The sequence below is a fragment of the Comamonas guangdongensis genome, assembly GCF_041079535.1.
Taxonomy (GTDB): Bacteria; Pseudomonadota; Gammaproteobacteria; order Burkholderiales; family Burkholderiaceae_C; genus Comamonas; species Comamonas guangdongensis.
Window position 1 is genome coordinate 44,791 of record NZ_JBFYGN010000026.1, and the last position, 17,095, is coordinate 61,885.

15 protein-coding genes are annotated in these 17,095 nt (G+C 66.4%); 13 read left to right on the plus strand and 2 right to left on the minus strand.

Annotated features, from left to right (window positions below; all coding sequences use genetic code 11):
• The first annotated feature begins 83 nt into the window (after window positions 1-83).
• The 12 genes from AB6724_RS18415 to AB6724_RS18470 all read left to right on the plus strand — a co-directional run bounded on the left by AB6724_RS18415 (window position 84) and on the right by AB6724_RS18470 (window position 12,787).
• The gene (locus tag AB6724_RS18415; protein ID WP_369339987.1) at window positions 84-1,691 is read left to right on the plus strand and encodes a carboxyl transferase domain-containing protein; all 1,608 of its coding nucleotides are present in this window, start codon (window positions 84-86) and stop codon (window positions 1,689-1,691) included.
• A 19-nt stretch (window positions 1,692-1,710) separates the two neighbouring features.
• A complete protein-coding gene (locus AB6724_RS18420) occupies window positions 1,711-2,649 on the plus strand; it encodes an alpha/beta hydrolase family protein (protein WP_369339988.1) in 939 nt (312 codons plus the stop codon).
• Complete coding sequence (locus tag AB6724_RS18425) at window positions 2,646-3,428, plus strand: enoyl-CoA hydratase/isomerase family protein (RefSeq protein ID WP_369339989.1); 783 nt, start codon at window positions 2,646-2,648, stop codon at window positions 3,426-3,428. Before AB6724_RS18420 ends, AB6724_RS18425 begins: the two co-directional genes overlap by 4 nt.
• A 141-nt stretch (window positions 3,429-3,569) precedes the next feature.
• Complete coding sequence (locus AB6724_RS18430) at window positions 3,570-4,301, plus strand: DUF4126 domain-containing protein (protein ID WP_369339990.1); 732 nt, start codon at window positions 3,570-3,572, stop codon at window positions 4,299-4,301.
• 69 nt (window positions 4,302-4,370) lie between these two features.
• Window positions 4,371-6,398: an acetyl/propionyl/methylcrotonyl-CoA carboxylase subunit alpha gene (locus AB6724_RS18435; RefSeq protein ID WP_369339991.1), complete on the plus strand. Its 2,028-nt coding sequence runs from the start codon at window positions 4,371-4,373 to the stop codon at window positions 6,396-6,398.
• A 180-nt stretch (window positions 6,399-6,578) separates the two neighbouring features.
• The gene (locus tag AB6724_RS18440) at window positions 6,579-7,502 is read left to right on the plus strand and encodes a 2-hydroxyacid dehydrogenase (RefSeq protein WP_369339992.1); all 924 of its coding nucleotides are present in this window, start codon (window positions 6,579-6,581) and stop codon (window positions 7,500-7,502) included.
• Window positions 7,503-7,522: 20 nt separating this feature from the next.
• Window positions 7,523-8,431 (plus strand): hydroxymethylglutaryl-CoA lyase, encoded by a 909-nt coding sequence (locus AB6724_RS18445; RefSeq protein ID WP_369339993.1) that lies wholly within the window; start codon window positions 7,523-7,525, stop codon window positions 8,429-8,431.
• Window positions 8,432-8,780: 349 nt separating this feature from the next.
• Window positions 8,781-9,278: a YbaK/EbsC family protein gene (locus tag AB6724_RS18450; protein ID WP_369339994.1), complete on the plus strand. Its 498-nt coding sequence runs from the start codon at window positions 8,781-8,783 to the stop codon at window positions 9,276-9,278.
• Window positions 9,275-9,550, plus strand: coding sequence for a DUF1289 domain-containing protein (locus AB6724_RS18455; RefSeq protein ID WP_369339995.1), 276 nt, complete (start codon window positions 9,275-9,277; stop codon window positions 9,548-9,550). Before AB6724_RS18450 ends, AB6724_RS18455 begins: the two co-directional genes overlap by 4 nt.
• Window positions 9,551-9,570: 20 nt before the next feature.
• Window positions 9,571-10,206, plus strand: coding sequence for a 2-hydroxychromene-2-carboxylate isomerase (locus AB6724_RS18460; protein ID WP_369339996.1), 636 nt, complete (start codon window positions 9,571-9,573; stop codon window positions 10,204-10,206).
• A gap of 89 nt (window positions 10,207-10,295) precedes the next feature.
• Window positions 10,296-12,128 carry a putative nucleotidyltransferase substrate binding domain-containing protein gene (locus AB6724_RS18465; RefSeq protein WP_369339997.1) on the plus strand — a complete coding sequence of 611 codons (1,833 nt, stop codon included), beginning with the start codon at window positions 10,296-10,298 and terminating at the stop codon, window positions 12,126-12,128.
• Window positions 12,125-12,787 carry a 3'-5' exonuclease gene (locus AB6724_RS18470; protein WP_439329895.1) on the plus strand — a complete coding sequence of 221 codons (663 nt, stop codon included), beginning with the start codon at window positions 12,125-12,127 and terminating at the stop codon, window positions 12,785-12,787. Before AB6724_RS18465 ends, AB6724_RS18470 begins: the two co-directional genes overlap by 4 nt.
• Window positions 12,788-12,924: 137 nt before the next feature.
• On the opposite strand, the gene AB6724_RS18475 is transcribed toward AB6724_RS18470, so the two are convergent.
• Together AB6724_RS18475 and AB6724_RS18480 are read right to left on the minus strand one after the other, a co-directional pair.
• Window positions 12,925-14,655, minus strand: coding sequence for a cation acetate symporter (locus AB6724_RS18475; protein ID WP_369339998.1), 1,731 nt, complete (start codon window positions 14,653-14,655; stop codon window positions 12,925-12,927).
• On the minus strand, window positions 14,652-14,960 hold the full coding sequence (locus AB6724_RS18480) for a DUF485 domain-containing protein (RefSeq protein ID WP_369339999.1): 309 nt from the start codon (window positions 14,958-14,960) through the stop codon (window positions 14,652-14,654). Before AB6724_RS18480 ends, AB6724_RS18475 begins: the two co-directional genes overlap by 4 nt.
• A gap of 298 nt (window positions 14,961-15,258) precedes the next feature.
• Between AB6724_RS18480 and AB6724_RS18485 the strand changes: the two genes are divergently transcribed.
• The gene (locus AB6724_RS18485; RefSeq protein ID WP_369340000.1) at window positions 15,259-16,941 is read left to right on the plus strand and encodes an MFS transporter; all 1,683 of its coding nucleotides are present in this window, start codon (window positions 15,259-15,261) and stop codon (window positions 16,939-16,941) included.
• The last annotated feature ends 154 nt before the right edge of the window (window positions 16,942-17,095 follow it).

Here is a 17,095-nt window from a genome sequence, read left to right on the forward strand (position 1 = left end):
GTTTTCGGCCGCGACAAAGGCGCCTCGGGGCGCTGCAGGCAGCGAACATGTTCTCATCGGCTAAAGCAGAAAAGAGGCAAGCAATGAGCATTCTGGGGACTCAACTGAATCCGCGTTCGGCGGACTTCCTGGCCAACGCGGCCGCCATGCAGGCACTGGTGGACGACCTGCATGCGCGCTGCGACAAGACGGCGCTGGGCGGCAGCGAGGCTGCGCGCGCCAAGCATGTGGCGCGCGGCAAGCTGCTGCCGCGCGAACGCGTGCAGCGCCTGCTCGATCCGGGCACGCCGTTTCTCGAGCTCTCGCCGCTGGCCGCCTACAACATGTATGGCAACGACGCGCCGGGCGCGGGCGTGATCGCGGGCATAGGCCGCATCGAAGGCCTGGACTGCATGATCGTCTGCAACGACGCCACGGTGAAGGGCGGCACCTACTACCCGATGACGGTGAAAAAGCATTTGCGCGCCCAGGAAATCGCTGCGCAGAACCGTCTGCCCTGCATCTATCTCGTGGACTCGGGCGGCGCCAACCTGCCCAACCAGGACGAGGTCTTCCCCGACCGCGAGCACTTCGGCCGCATCTTCTACAACCAGGCCAATATGAGCGCCCAGGGCATAGCCCAGATCGCCGTGGTCATGGGTTCGTGCACGGCCGGCGGCGCCTATGTGCCGGCCATGAGCGACGAGTCCATCATCGTCAAGAACCAGGGCACCATCTTTCTGGGCGGCCCGCCGCTGGTCAAGGCCGCCACGGGCGAGGTGGTGAGTGCCGAGGACCTGGGCGGCGGCGACGTGCACACCCGCCTGTCGGGCGTGGCCGACCATCTGGCCGAGAACGATCTGCATGCGATAGCGCTGGCCCGCCAGTCCGTGGCCAATCTCAATCGCAGCAAGCCTGAAAACGCCGCGGATCATGCGCCTCAAGCTCCTCTTTTCGAGGGCCGTGAGCTGTATGGAGTGATCCCCACCGACACGCGCAAGCCCTTCGACGTGCGCGAGATCATCGCGCGCGTCGTGGACGGCAGTCAGTTCGACGAGTTCAAGGCGCGCTTCGGCAACACCCTGGTCTGCGGCTTTGCGCGCATCGAGGGCATGCAGGTCGGCATCATCGCCAACAACGGCATCCTGTTCTCCGAGTCGGCCGTCAAGGGCGCGCACTTCATCGAGCTGTGCTGCCAGCGCAAGGTGCCGCTGGTGTTCCTGCAGAACATCACGGGCTTCATGGTGGGCCGCAAGTACGAGAACGAGGGCATCGCGCGCCACGGCGCCAAGCTGGTCACGGCCGTGGCCACGGCCAGCGTGCCGAAGTTCACGATCATCATCGGCGGCAGCTTCGGCGCCGGCAACTACGGCATGTGCGGCCGCGCCTATTCGCCGCGCTTCCTCTGGATGTGGCCCAACGCGCGCATCTCGGTGATGGGCGGCGAGCAGGCGGCCAGCGTGCTGGCCACCGTCAAGCGCGACGGCATCGAGACCAAGGGCGGCCAGTGGTCGGCGGCGGAGGAAGAGGCTTTCAAGGCGCCGATACGCCAGCAATACGAGGACCAGGGCCATCCCTATTACGCCACGGCGCGCCTGTGGGACGATGGCGTCATCGACCCGGCCGACACGCGCCGCGTGCTGGCCTTAGGCCTGTCCGCCGCGCGCAATGCGCCGATCGAAGACACGCGCTTTGGCGTCTTCCGCATGTAATCGTTCACGGGTACTGTCGATGCCACTGCGCTCCATCCCCGCCCGCCTGCCGCCAGCCCTGCTCTGCGCGGGGCTGGCTCTGCCCCTGCTGGCCAGGGCCGAGCCGGGCGTGCAGCGGCTGGAGGCGCGCATTCCCGTCTGGGTGCCGGCCACGGACCGAGCCGCCGCCACCACGGTCGAGCTGTCGGGCCATGTGTACCGGCCCGAGGGCGCAGGCCCCTGGGGTCTGGTGGTGCTGAGCCACGGCACGCCCGGCGGCCGGGAAGCGCGTGCGGCGCTGACGGACCGCTATGGCGCCCAGGCCCGCGCGATTGCGGCCCTGGGCTATGTGGTGGTGACGGGGCTGCGCCGCGGCTACGGCGCCTCCGGCGGGCCCGCGGCCGACCATTACGGCAGCTGCGATGCGCCCGACTACGCCCATGCGGCCGGCGAGGCCGCGCGCGATGTGGCCGCCATCATGGGCTATGCGCAACAGCTGCCCTATGTGGATGGCTCCCAGGTGCTGCTGCTGGGCAAGTCCGCGGGCGGCTTTGCCTCGCTGGCGCTGGCCGCGCAACGGCCCGCGGGTCTGCGCGGCGTCATCAACTTTGCCGGCGGGCGCGGCGCTCAGCCGCGGATGCGCGAGCAGCAGACCGTGTGCAGTGCCGCGGACCTGCTGCAGACCGTGGCCGGCTTTGCGGCCACCACCCGCGTGCCCCAGCTCTGGATCTATGCCGACAACGACAGCTATTTCCGCCCGCCGCTGGTGCGCCAGATGGCGGCCAGCTACCGGCAGGCGGGACTGAGCATGAAACTGGTGTTCGTGCCGCCCGACGGCAACGAGGGCCACCGCTTTTTCGACCGGCCAGCCAATATCCCCCAATGGCTGCCGCTGGTGCAGGATTTTTTGCAGCAGCAGATGCCGGGCAGGGCGGCTGCGCAGCTGCAGAGCAACAACCCACAGGGAGACAGGCCATGACCGCTTTGACCTTGATCGTGGAAGGTGGCATCGCCACCATCACGCTGACCCAGCCCGAGATCCGCAACGCCTTCAGCGACGAGGTGATTGCCGAGATCACCCAGGCCTTCGCCAGCGCCGGTGAGCGGCCCGATGTGCGCGCCATCGTGCTGGCCGCCGAAGGGCCGGCCTTCTGTGCGGGCGCCAACCTCAACTGGATGCGCCGCATGGCCGACTTCTCGCGCGACGAGAACCGCGTCGATGCGGGTCTGCTGGCCGAGATGCTGCGCACCATCTACGAATGCCCCAAGCCCACGATTGCGCGCGTGCAGGGCGATGTCTATGCGGGCGGCATGGGGCTGGTGGCCTGCTGCGATATGGCCGTGGCGGCCGAGGCCGCGGGCTTCTGCCTGTCCGAGGTGAAGATAGGCCTGATCCCGGCCACCATCAGCCCCTATGTGATCCGCGCCATGGGGCCGCGGGCCTCGCACCGCTACTTCCTCACGGGCGAGCGCTTCTCGGCCCAGGAAGCCTGGCGCATAGGTTTTGTGCATGAGGTGGTGGCGGCCGAGGATCTGGACTCCGTGGTCGATGGCTGGCTCAAGCATCTGCTCAGCGCCGGCCCGGCGGCCGTGCGCGCCTGCAAGCGCCTGGTGCTGGACGTGGCCGAGCGCGAGATCAGCGAAACGCTGATCGCGGCCACGGTGGAAAGCATTGCCGACATCCGCGCCAGCAGCGAGGGCAAGGAGGGCGTGCAGGCTTTTCTCAACAAGCGTAAGCCAGCATGGATCACCCCCTGAGCCGCTGCGCGGCTTCCCCCTCTCTCTCTACGCGCTGCGCGCTATGGGAGGGGGACGCAGCCCTCGCTGCGGGGCGGCCCTTGCTCGGCTGCCCGCGCCTGGGTCGCGCCGGTTCCATGCGATGCGAAGGATTTGAACACCATGAGCGACTTCTGGAACAGCGTGCTGCAATGGCTGCATGGCCTGGGTCTGCATCCGGGCCGCGAGGCCGTGGAGCAGGCGGGCGCCATGGCCGGCAGGGCCGCCCAGGTCGCGGGCCAGATGGACCTGGGCGCGCTGCTGGCGCTGGCCGCGGCCCTGGGCTGGGCCAGCGGCCTGCGCCTGTATGCGGTGGTGTTCGCGGTCGGCCTGCTGGGCATCACCGGCCTGGTGCCGCTGCCGGGCAGTCTGCATGTGCTGGCCCATCCGCTGGTGCTGATCATCAGCGGCGGCCTGCTGCTCGTGGAGTTCTGCGCGGACAAGATCCCCGTGCTGGATTCGGTCTGGGACCTGTTCCAGAGCGTGCTGCGCATCCCCGCGGGCGCGGCGCTGGCGGCGGCCGTGTTCGGGGCCGACAACAGCACCATGGCCATGGTCGCGGCACTGCTGGGCGGCACGCTGGCCGCCACCAGCCAGGCGGCCAAGACCACGACAAGGGCTCTGATCAATACCTCGCCCGAGCCCTTTTCCAATCTGGGCGCGAGCCTGGCGGAGGACACGGCATCCCTGGGCGCCATCTGGCTGGCGCTCAGCCATCCGCTGGTGTTCGCCGGCGTGCTGCTGGTGGTGGTGATCGCGATGTGGCTGGTGATCTGGGTGCTGTGGCGCTTTCTCAAGGCCGCCATCGGCCGCCTGCGCGGCTGGCTGAATGGTTCCGCGGCGCCGCAAACTTGAAAAACATGGCTGCCGGCGCTGGATGCACAAGCGCTGGCGGCTCAAAGACCTGAAATTCCTGGAGACGATATGTTCAAGAAAATCCTGATCGCAAACCGTGGAGAGATCGCCTGCCGTGTGGCGGCCAGCGCACGCCGCATGGGCGTCAAGACCGTGGCCGTGTATTCGGACGCCGACGCCCAGGCCAAGCATGTGGCGGCCTGCGACGAGGCAGTGCACATAGGCGGCAGCGCCCCCAAGGACAGCTATCTGCGCTGGGAACGGATTCTGGAGGCGGCCAGGGCCACGGGCGCCGAGGCCATCCATCCGGGCTACGGCTTTCTCTCCGAGAACGAGGACTTTGCCAATGCCTGCGTGGCGGCCGGTCTGGTCTTCATCGGCCCGCCCGCCAGCGCGATCCGCGCCATGGGTCTGAAGGCCGAGTCCAAGCAGCTGATGGAAAAAGCCGGCGTGCCGCTGGTGCCCGGCTATCACGGTGCGGGCCAGGACCCGGCCATGCTGCAGCGCGAGGCCGACCGCATCGGCTACCCGGTGCTGATCAAGGCCAGCGCGGGCGGTGGCGGCAAGGGCATGCGCCTGGTGGAAAAAAGCGCGGACTTTGCGGCGGCGCTGGAGTCCTGCAAGCGCGAGGCCAGCAACAGCTTCGGCAACGACGCGGTGCTGATCGAGAAATACGTGCTGCGCCCGCGCCATATCGAGATTCAGGTGTTCGGCGACACCCTGGGCAACTGCGTCTATCTGTTCGAGCGCGACTGCTCGGTGCAGCGCCGCCACCAGAAGGTGCTCGAGGAGGCTCCCGCGCCCGGCATGACGCCCGCGCTGCGCCAGAAGATGGGCGAGGCCGCCGTGGCCGCGGCCAAGGCCGTGAACTATGTGGGTGCGGGCACGGTGGAGTTCATCGTCGAGCAGCCCGGCGGCTACGACCAGCCCGAGGCCATGAAGTTCTACTTCATGGAAATGAACACCCGGCTGCAGGTCGAGCACCCGGTGACCGAGGCCATCACCGGCGAGGACCTGGTGCTGTGGCAGCTGCTGGTGGCCAGCGGCCAGCCCCTGCCCAAGCAACAGTCCGAGCTCAGGATTCAGGGCCATGCGATCGAGGCGCGCATCTGCGCCGAGAACCCCGAGAACAACTTCCTGCCCGCCACCGGCCATCTGGCCGTGTACCGCAAGCCTGCCTGCAGCAGCTTCGAGATCAGCGCGGTGCGCGTGGACGACGGCGTGCGCGAAGGCGATGCCATCAGCCCCTTCTACGACTCCATGATCGCCAAGCTCATCGTCCACGGCGGTGACCGCGCCCAGGCGCTGGCACGCCTGGATGCGGCCCTGGCCCAGACCCATATCGTGGGGTTGACGACCAATGTGCAGTTTCTGCGCCAGGTGGTGAAGAGCCAGGCCTTCTCCAACGCCTTGCTCGACACCGCACTGATAGAGCGCGAACGCGAGGCCCTGTTCGGCAAGGATTTCGTGGGCCGCGATCTGGCCGTGGCCGCGGCCATTGCCCGCCAGCTCCAGCAGGAGCAGGCCCGGCAGGGCGCGGACCCGTTCAGCCGCCGCGACGGCTGGCGCCTGTCGGGCCGCTATGTGCGCCACCTCGGCTTTGCCTACCGCGGCGAGGAATTCAGCGCCGGCCTGGTCTACGGCCGCGACGGCGAAACCCTTCAGGTCGGCGTGGGCGCGGGCGAGACGCGCAGCGAAGCCACGCTGCAGTGGCGCGCGCTGAGCGATGGTCGTCTGGAGCTGAACTGGGGCGGCCAGCGCACGGTGGCCGTGGTCCATGCACAGGGCGAGCAGCTGTCCGTCTTCACCGACGCGGGCAGCACCCAGATCACCGTGGTGGACCAGCTGGCCCACGCGGGCGACACCGGCCACGAAGGCGGGCGCCTCACGGCCCCCATGCCCGGCAAGGTGGTGTCGTTTACCGTCAAGGCCGGCGACCAGGTCAGCAAGGGTCAGCCGCTGGCCGTGATGGAGGCCATGAAGATGGAGCACACGATTGCCGCCCCCGGCGACGGCGTGGTGCTGGAGCTGCTCTACGCGCCCGGCGACCAGGTCAGCGAGGGGGCCGAGCTGCTGCGCCTGGAGGTCGCGGCCTGAGCGCCGCGCGGTTAGTACTGTTTTGCCAAAAAGAGCGGCTGGCGCTTGCCGGGACATGGTTTTAGCTGATTTCAACCTTGAAATCAATGCCGGACAAGCGCAGGCAGCTTCTCTATCGATAGCAGATTATTTGCCGGCCTTGGCTGCAGCAGCTGCGCCAAACCGTTAGGCTTCACACCCATGAAAGTGACTTTTTGCTGTGAAGATACGCGGCCAGAACCCTGGCTCCAAGGTTTGCGCGCGGCCCTGCCGGACGCGGAGATCGGCATCTGGGAGCCCGGCGCGCCCCAGGCCGACTATGCGCTGGTCTGGGCTCCGCCCCAGCGCTTCATCGACGAGCAGGCTGCGGGCCTCAAAGCCATGTTCAACATCGGCGCCGGCGTGGATGCGCTGCTGCCGCTGACGATTCCTGCCGCTCTGCCCGTCTATCGCCTCGAAGATGCAGGCATGGCCGTGCAGATGGCAGAGTACGTGGCCCAGGCCGTGATCCGCTTCTTCCGCGGACTGGATGCCTACGAGGCCGATATGGCCCAGGGTATCTGGCAGCACCAGCGCAACCCCCGGCGCGCCGACTATCCCGTGGGCGTGATGGGCCTGGGCAAGATGGGCGAGCGCGTGGCCAGGGCGCTGACCGTGTTCGACTTCCCGGTCAAGGGCTGGAGCCGCTCGCCGCGCGAGCTGGACGGCGTGACCTGCTTCAGCGGCATGGACAGTCTCGACGGTTTTCTGTCGTCCACGCGCATTCTCGTGAACCTGCTGCCGCTGCACGACGAAACCCGTGACATCATCAATGCGCGTACGCTGGCGCTGCTGCAGCCCGGCGCCTATGTGATCAACGTGGGGCGTGGCGGCCATGTGGTGGACGCCGACCTGATCTCGCAGATCGATGCCGGCCATGTCAGCGGCGCCTTGCTGGACGTGTTCCGCGAGGAGCCGCTGCCCGAGGCCCATCCGTTCTGGAAGCATCCCAGGATCGTCCTCACGCCCCATACCTCGGCGCGCACGCTGGCCGCCGACAGCATTGCGCAGATCGTGGGCAAGGTCGCGGCCATGAGCCGGGGCGAACCCGTGAGCGGGCGCGTGGATTTGCAACGCGGCTACTGAGCCGTTTCAAGGAGACAAGCATGAACTACCCTGCACGCGTCAAGATCATCGACGTCGGTCCGCGCGACGGCCTGCAGAACGAGAAGCAGCCGGTGGCCGCGGCCGTCAAGGTCGAGCTGGTGCAGCGCCTGCAGGATGCGGGCCTCAAGGAGATCGAGGTCACCAGCTATGTGTCGCCCAAATGGGTGCCGCAGATGGCCGACGCTGCCTCCGTCATGGCCGGCATAGACCGCCGCGGCGATGTGCGCTATTCGGTGCTGACGCCCAATATGCAGGGCTTCGAGGCCGCCCTGGCCGGCCGGCCCGACGAGATCGTGGTCTTCGGCGCGGCCAGCGAGGCCTTCAACCAGAAGAACATCAACTGCTCCATCGCCGAGAGCATGGAGCGCTTCGCGCCCGTGGTGCGGGCGGCGCTGGATGCGGGCATCGCGGTGCGCGGCGCCATGAGCTGCACCGTGGGCTGCCCCTATGAGGGCGAGATCGCGCCCGAGAAGGTCGGCTATCTGGCAGGGCTCATGAAGGGCATTGGCGTGCAGCGCGTGGACGTGGCCGACACCATAGGCGTGGGCACGCCCATCAAGGTGCAGAAGGCGCTGGAGGCCACGCTCGCGCATTTCGGCATCGACCAGGTGTCGGGTCATTTCCACGACACCTACGGCCAGGCCCTGTCCAATACGCTGGCGGCGCTGGAGCTCGGTGTCTGGAACTTCCAGTCCTCGGTCGCCGGCCTCGGCGGCTGCCCCTATGCCAAGGGCGCCACGGGCAATGTGGCCACCGAGGACGTGGTCTATCTGCTGCACGGCATGGGCATAGAGACGGGCATAGACCTCGACAAGCTGATCGATGCGGGCCAGTTCATCAGCCAGCATCTGGGCCGGCCCACGCAGTCGCGCGTGGCCAAGGCCTTGCTGATCAAGCGCGCGGGCTGAGCGGCGCGCCTGCCTGGGCGCTACCATAAGAACGTGTTTATGACCTCTACGCTGCCGCGTTGAGACGCAATCGGGATGGGTTCGAAGCGATGGGACGCAGCTTGCACCGGGGTGCAAGCAAGCCGCAGCGCGATGAAATCGCCCGATTTCGTCTCAACCCTTCGGGCCAGTGCCTTTGCGGGCGGTCTGCGGTGTTGCGGCCGCTTGCAAGGCACGAGCCTTGCCGCGCACCCGCGCCTAGCATCCCATCCCGCAAAGACACTGGCGCGGCGGCGAGGAGATCGTAAACACGTTCTAAGAGGGCTACAGGCATATCGGGGCGGCGGCGCCCCTTTTCGGGAAAACAATGATGTGTGGATCAGAATTGCAGACGCTGCCGGAAGGTGTGCAGCGTGTCAGCCGCTTTTTGCAGGATGCCGGTCATCCTCATGCGCCGCGGATGCTGGACGGCGCGGCGCGTACCGCGCAGGAGGCCGCGGATCAGCTCGACATCCTCGTCGGGCAGGTGGCCAAGAGCATCATCTTCAAACGCAAGAGCGATGGTGCGGCGGTGCTGGTCGTGACCTCGGGCGATAAGCGTGTCGACGAGAAGAAGGTGACGGAGCTGGTGGGCAAGGTCGGCCGCGCCGACGCGGATTTCGTCAAGTCCAGCACCGGCTTTGCTATTGGCGGCGTCAGCCCCGTGGCGCATGCCACCAAGGTGCTGACCTTGATGGACGCCGAGCTGCAGCGCTTTGAGACCGTGTGGGCCGCGGCAGGCCATCCTTATGGCGTGTTTCCCGCATCGCCTGCGCAGCTGCAGGCGCTGACCGCAGCCCCCTGGTCGAATGTGGTGGAGCAGGCATGAGCACGGAAACGCTTCAGGATTTGCGCGCGCAGCAGCTGGCCCAACTGGCCGCCAAGGCCGAGGTGGCGCTGGTATGGACCGAGGCCGGCCAGCCCGTGGCTTCGCCCTGCATCAATGTCTGCCGCATGACCGAGGACCGCAGCCATTGCCAGGGCTGCTTCAGAACCATTGACGATATCCGCGCCTGGTCCAAGGCCGACAGCGAGCTGCGCCTGCAGATCTGGGGCCGGCTGCTGCAGCGTGCGGGGCTGGACGATCCGAGAACCCATTAGGCATGGCGGGAGGACCGGGCATGAAGCACATCACTTTCTATCTGGATTTTGTTTCCCCCTATGCCTGGCTGGCGCTGGAGCAGCTGCCCAAGGCTCTGGAGGGGCTCAGCTATCACGTCGAATACCGTCCGGTGCTGCTGGGAGCCCTGCTGCAGCAAAACGCCAACCCCGGCCCAGCGGGCATTCCGGCCAAGAGGCTGTGGACCTATAGACATGTGAGCTGGCTCGGACGTGAGCTTGGCGTGCCGCTGCAGATGCCGGCCCAGCACCCCTTCAAGCCTCTGCCGCTGCTGCGGCTGGCCCTGGCCCATGGGCGCCAGGGCGGCATCAACCGCTTTGTGGCGCAGACCGTGATGCAGCATGTCTGGGTCGACGGCGCCGACGCCAACGATCCGCAGCGCCTGCAGGCGCTGCGCGCGCAGCTGCAGGAGCAGAAGCAGCATGATGAGGGCGGCGACATGGTCAAGCAGTGGCTGCGCAGCAATACCGAGAGGGCGCAGCAGGCCGGCGTGTTCGGCGTGCCCGCCTGGGAGGTGGACGGTCATGTGTTCTGGGGCCTGGACGGCCTGCCCATGCTGCGTGCCTATCTGCGGGGCGATGCCTGGTTCGGGCAGCAGTGGGAGGCCGCGGCCCGCGTGGAGTCGGGGCTGCAGTAGTCCCTGGCTTGCGGCGCCGTCGCGCAATCGGGCCGTAAGCCTGGGCCGGCACACTGCGGTGCATAGCGGCCGCCTCACTCTTGCCAGCCATGCCCAACGCCTTCAATTTCTCCGCCTCGCCCTTCGATTGCCTGGACCCGGAAGAACGGGCCCTGGTGCGTGCCGGCGTCGATATCGCCTATTTTCCAGAGGCCGCCGTGGTGCTGGATGTGGGTGACCGGCCCACGCATCTGTTCGTCATCATCAAAGGCCATGTCACGCAGCTCGAAGGCGAGGAGGTGCTGGCCACCTATGGGCCCGACGACTGCTTCGACGGGCGCGGCCTGGTGGCCGGGCGGGTCAGCAGCCGTTTTCTGGTGGCCGAGGAACTCGTGGCCTACCAGCTGGCGCGCGAGACCGTGGGCGAGCTGATCGCGCGCAATACGGCGTTTGGCGCGCTGCTGTTTTCCGACCTGGGCCACAAGCTCAGCACGCTGGCCCAGCGCGCCGACCGCCACGAGCTGCAGTCGCTGACGCTGGCGCGCGTGGACCAGGCTTATCTGCGTCCCGCCCATGTGGTGGCTGCGGGCACCGACATCGTCACCGTCACGCGCCTGTTCCATACCGAGCGCACGACCAGCGTGCTGGTCTCGGGTCTGCCGGGCAGGAGTGATGGAGAGCTGGGCATCTTCACGAGCACCACGCTGCAGCGCGCCATTCTCGACGGGCGGCCGCTGGCCAGCCTGGCCGTGGGCGAGTTCGCGAGCCATCCCGTGGTCACGGTGCGAGCCGGCGACCAGCTCGGCGATGCCATGCTGCTGCTGCTGCGCGCACGCGTGCACCGGCTGGCGGTTCTCGACGATGGGGGACGGGTGCTGGGCATTCTCGAAGCCCTGGATCTGTTCAGCTTTCTGGCCAATCATTCGCACCTGATCACGGTGCAGATCGAGCAGGCCCAGAACCTGGCGGCGCTGGAGCCGGCCGCGGCCCAGGTCACACGCCTGGTGGCCGCGCTGCAGCGCGGCGGCACGCGCATAGGGCTGATGGCCAGGCTGGTGCAGCAGCTCAATGCGCGCCTGTTCGAGCGCGCCTGGCAGATGCTGGCGCCGGCCGATCTGGTGGCCAACAGCTGCCTGTTCGTCATGGGCAGCGAAGGACGCGGCGAACAGCTGCTCAAGACCGATCAGGACAACGGCCTGCTGCTGCGCGACGGCTATGCACCGCCTGCCGATCTGGAGACGATCTGCCAGCGCTTCTCCGCGGTGCTGGAGCGCTTCGGCTACCCCGAATGCCCGGGCCGCATCATGCTCAGCAACCCCGAATGGCGCGGCGCGGCCGCCGATTTCGGCCGGCGCGTGCGCGCCTGGCTGCTGCTGCCGGGCGAGGGCGATCTGATGCGCCTGGCCATCTTCATGGACGCCCATGCGGTGGCCGGCGACGCCGCACTGCTGGAGGCGGTGCGCCAGCCGCTGCTGGCGCTGGCGGCCGACAACGATGCGCATCTGGCCCGCTTTGCGGCGGACATCGATGCCTTCGGCAGCCCTGCCGGCTGGTGGAACCGCCTGCTGGGCCTGGGCGATGAAGCGCGTGCCGTGAATCTCAAGAAGGCCGGCATTTTCCCCATCGTGCATGGCGTGCGCAGCCTGGCGCTGCTGCATCGCATTGCCGAAACCGGCACGGCCGAGCGCATTGCCGCCCTGCAGGCCCATGGCGCGCTGGAGGCGGAGCTGGGTGGCGAGCTGCTCGAAGGCCTGCATTTCCTGATGGGGCTGCGCCTGCGCGCGGGCCTGGCCGAGCTGGACCTGGGGCGTGCCGTCACCGGCAATGTGGACCCGGCACGGCTGAGCAGCCTGGAGCGCGATCTGCTCAAGGATGCGCTGTCCGTGGTCAAGCGCTTCAAGGCGCTGCTGCATCAGCGCCTGCGGCTGGATGCGGTGGCATGAGCTGGCCCATGTGGATCTCCGGCGGTCTCGCGCAATGGCGGCGGGATCGCCGGCGTCGGCGTCTGGCCGACCCGGAATTCGCCTTTCTGTTCGACGATCCGCCGCCCCATGAATGGGTGGCGCTGGACTGCGAGACCACGGGACTGGACCGGCGCCGCGATGAAATCGTTTCCATAGGCGCGGTGCGCATCGTGGGCGAGCGGCTGCTGACCAGCGAAAGGCTGGAGCTGCTGGTACAGCCCGAGCACGGCGTGTCGCCCGAAAGCGTGCGCATCCACCGTCTGCGCGAACGCGACGTGGCCCGGGGTCTGCCGGCCGAGGAGGCCGTGCGTCGCCTGCTGCACTTTGTCGGCAGCCGGCCCCTGGTTGGCTACTACCTGGAGTTCGATCTGGCCATGCTCAACCGCATCGCCCGTCCGCTGCTGGGCATGGCCCTGCCCCAGCCGGCCATCGAAGTATCGGCCCTGTACTACGACTACAAGTTCCGCCAGCTGCCACCCTACCAGCAGCATGACAACGCCGGGATCGACCTGCGCTTTGACACCATGATGCGCGATCTTCAACTGCCGCTGCGCGATGCCCACGATGCGCTCAACGATGCGGTGATGGCCGGGCTGGCCTTCATCAAACTGCGCAGGCTGCAGGGGATGTCATCTTGAGTTAATAGCTGCCGGCGCTTGATGGATAAGCGCCAGGGGTCTATTGGGCTTCAAAGCAAGAGACATGAAAAAAGGAGCGTGTCGAACGCTCCTTGGTGGGATCGAACCCGGCGGCTGGCGCCGGGTGGGGCGGGAAATCAGTGCCCCGAGGCGCCCGATGCACCCAGGCCGGTTTCCGAGCGCACTTGCTGCGCGGGGAAGGCGGCACGTTCCTTGGCGGCCTGGCCGCTCTTGTCGAGCACCGAGAACAGCCATACGCCCCCGAAGCCTATGGCCATGGAGAACAGCGCGGGCGAGGTGTAGGGGAACCAGGCTGAGCCCGCGGGATTGCCCAGCGTGGCTTCCCAGACCGAAGGCGAGAGGATGGTCAGGCCCACCGAGGAGATCAGGCCCAGGAAGCCGCCGATCACGGCACCCTTGGTCGTGCAGTCCTTCCACAGCACCGACAGCAGCAGCGGCGGGAAGTTGGCCGAGGCCGCGACGGCGAAGGCCAGCGAGACCATGAAGGCGATGTTCTGCTTCTCGAACACAATGCCCAGCAGCACGGCCACGATGCCCAGGCAGATCGTGGTGATGCGCGAGACCTTGAGCTCGGCAGCGTTGTCGGCCTTGCCCTGCTTGAACACGGTGGCGTACAGGTCGTGCGAGACCGCCGAGGCACCGGACAGGGTCAGGCCCGCGACCACGGCCAGGATGGTGGCGAAGGCCACGGCCGAGATGAAGCCGTAGAACACGTCGCCGCCCACGCTCTTGGCCACCAGCACGGCCGCCATATTGGCCGTGCCGGCTCCGCCCTTGATCACGCCCTTGGCCGTGTCGGCCATCTCGGGGTTGGTCAGCACCATGGTGATGGCGCCGAAGCCGATGATGAAGATCAGGATGTAGAAGTAGCCGATCCAGGTCGTGGCCCAGAACACGCTCTTGCGCGCTTCCTTGGCGTCGGGCACGGTGAAGAAGCGCATCAGGATGTGGGGCAGGCCCAGCGTGCCGAACATCAGCGCCATGCCGAAGCTGATGGCCGAGATCGGATCCTTGATGAAGCCGCCCGGGCCCATGATGGCCAGGCCCAGCTTGGCGGCTTCCTCGGGCGACTTGCCGCTGTTGGATGCGATCTCGGTGCGCACGCGCACGCCGTCGGCGAACAGTGCCTCGAAGCTGAAGCCGTACCTGGCCATGATCATGAAGCCCATGAAGCTCACGCCGGCCAGTAGCATCACGGCCTTGATGATCTGCACCCAGGTGGTGGCCGTCATGCCGCCGAACAGCACGTAGATCATCATCAGCGCGCCCACCAGCACCACGGCGACCCAGTAGTCCAGGCCGAACAGCAGCTTGATCAGCTGGCCCGCACCCACCATCTGCGCGATCAGGTAGAAGGCCACGACCACCAGCGTGCCGCTGGCCGCGAAGGCGCGGAACGGCGTCTGAGCGAAGCGATAGCCGGCCACGTCGGCAAAGGTGAACTTGCCCAGATTGCGCAGACGCTCGGCCAGCAGAAAAGTCAGGATGGGCCAGCCCACGAGAAAGCCGATGGAGTAGATCAGGCCGTCATAGCCATTGGCCATGACCGAGGCCGAGATGCCGAGAAAGGAAGCGGCCGACATGTAGTCGCCGGCGATGGCCAGGCCGTTCTGGAAGCCCGTGATGCCGCCACCGGCGGTGTAGAAGTCGGCGGCGGAACGCGTCTTGGCTGCGGCCCATTTGGTGATCCACAGCGTGCCGGCCACGAAGGCCACGAACAGGATGATGGCTGTCCAGTTGGTGGCCTGCTTGGCGGTCTCGCCCACATCACCGCCCGCTGCCATGGCCGTACCCGCCAGACCCAGGGTCAGCGCGCCCGCCAGGGTGTGTTGCAGATGCTTGTTCATTGGGTGGCGTCCTTCAGGATGTCCTGGGTGAGCTTGTCGAATTCGCCATTGGCGCGGCGCACGTAGAAGCCGGTGATGAGCACCGTGAACACGATGACGCCCATGGCGATGGGAATGCCCAGCGAGGTGACGCCGGCACCAATGGGCTGGGCCAGGAATGGCTTGTCGAACGCGATCAGCGCGACATAGCCGTAGTACACGACCAGCATCAGCAGCGTCAGCACGAGGCCCAGTCGATTGCGCTTGCGGCGCAGGTCCTGATAGGCAGGGTTGTCTTGGATTTTTTGTACCACCGGATCGTTCACCGTGTTGTCTCCTTGGAATGCTTGCCTGCATCGCACTCATCGGCATGAATTTCCCTGCAGGCCTGGGCATTCTGGGAAGCCCGTCTGACCGTCTCCTTACTTACGATATCGGTGTTTCCACTGGGTTTTTCACATCGAAAAAAAACAGCTCCGGGTTAGTGCTGACAGGGTCGGGAAAAGCCTTGTCTTGAATTTTTTCAAACCGATTTTTTGTAAGTTAGCGGTCAGTCGAGGCTTTGATATTGAAAACACAGGTGAGTTGGCAGCGCCTGATATTTCAAAAATCAAGGAGACAAGCATGGCCATCAATGCGACAGCGAATATGGGAGGCAAGTCGGCCCCAAGGCCGATGAGCCCGGAGGAGCGCAAAGTCATTTTTGCGTCGTCACTGGGTACCGTTTTCGAGTGGTACGACTTCTATCTTTACGGCTCCCTGGCGGCCATCATCGCCAAGCAGTTCTTCAGCGGACTGGATTCGGGATCGGCCTTCATCTTCGCGCTGCTGGCCTTTGCCGCGGGCTTCATCGTGCGGCCATTCGGTGCGCTGGTGTTCGGCCGCCTGGGCGACATGATCGGGCGCAAGTACACCTTTCTGGTGACGATTCTGATCATGGGCCTGTCCACCTTCATCGTGGGCGTGCTGCCCAACTACGCCAGCATCGGCGTGGCGGCACCCGTGATTCTGATTGCGCTGCGCATGCTGCAAGGCCTGGCGCTGGGCGGTGAATACGGCGGTGCCGCGACCTATGTGGCCGAGCATGCGCCGCATGGCAGGCGCGGTGCCTACACCTCGTGGATCCAGACCACGGCCACGCTGGGCCTTTTCCTGTCGCTGCTGGTGATTCTGGGCGTGCGCACCTCGCTGGGCGAAGAGGCGTTTGCCGACTGGGGCTGGCGCATTCCCTTCTTGGTGTCTATCCTGCTGCTGGCCATCTCGGTCTGGATCCGCATGACGCTGTCCGAGTCGCCGGCCTTCCAGAAGATGAAGGCCGAGGGCAAGGTGTCCAAAGCGCCTCTGTCGGAGTCCTTCGGCCAGTGGAAGAACCTCAAGGTCGTGATCCTGGCCCTGCTGGGTCTGACCGCCGGCCAGGCCGTGGTCTGGTACACCGGCCAGTTCTACTCGTTGTTCTTCCTGACCCAGCAGCTCAAGGTCGACGCCGTGACGGCCAATCTGATGATCGCGGCCGCGCTGCTGATCGGCACGCCTTTCTTCGTGATCTTCGGCACGCTGTCGGACAAGATCGGCCGCAAGCCCATCATCATGCTGGGCTGCATTCTGGCCGTGCTGACCTACTTCCCCGCCTTCAAGGCCCTGACCGAAGCGGCCAACCCCGATCTGGCTGCGGCCCAGGCCCGGAACAAGGTGGTCATCGTGGCCGACCCCAGCGAGTGCTCGTTCCAGTTCAATCCCACGGGAACCGCCAAGTTCACCAGCTCCTGCGACGTGGCCAAGCAGGTGCTGGCAGCGGGCTCCGTGAGCTACGACACCGAGGAAGCGCCCTCGGGCACCGTGGCCAGCATCCGCATCGGCTCCACCGAGATCCCCTCGTTCTCGATCAAGGGCCTGAGTCCCGAGGATGCCAAGGCCAAGGACGGTGCTTTCAAGAAGGCCGTGGTCGCAGAGCTGACCAAGGACGGCTATCCCGCCAAGGCCGACCCCGCCAAGATGAACAAGGTGATGATGGTCGTCATCCTGACCTATCTGGTGCTGCTGGTGACCATGGTCTACGGCCCCATCGCGGCCATGCTGGTGGAGCTGTTCCCCACTCGCATCCGCTACACCTCGATGAGCCTGCCCTATCACATCGGCAACGGCTGGTTTGGTGGTCTGCTGCCCACCATGTCCTTCGCCATCGTGGCTCAGACCGGCAATATGTACAACGGTCTCTGGTATCCGATCATCATTGCCGGCGTGACGGCCGTGATCGGTACGCTGTTCGTGCCCGAAACCAAGGACCGCGACATCTACGCCGCAGATTGAGTCCAGGGACGGCTGCTGCAAATCGGTGCAGCGGCCGCATTCCAAGCCCGCAAGGCCCAGGCCTGGCGGGCTTTTTTATTGGCTATGTCCCCGTTGAGTGTGGAAAAACGCCGATAGCCGCGAGGAGCATGGCTTGCGGGGTTGGCAGGCGATG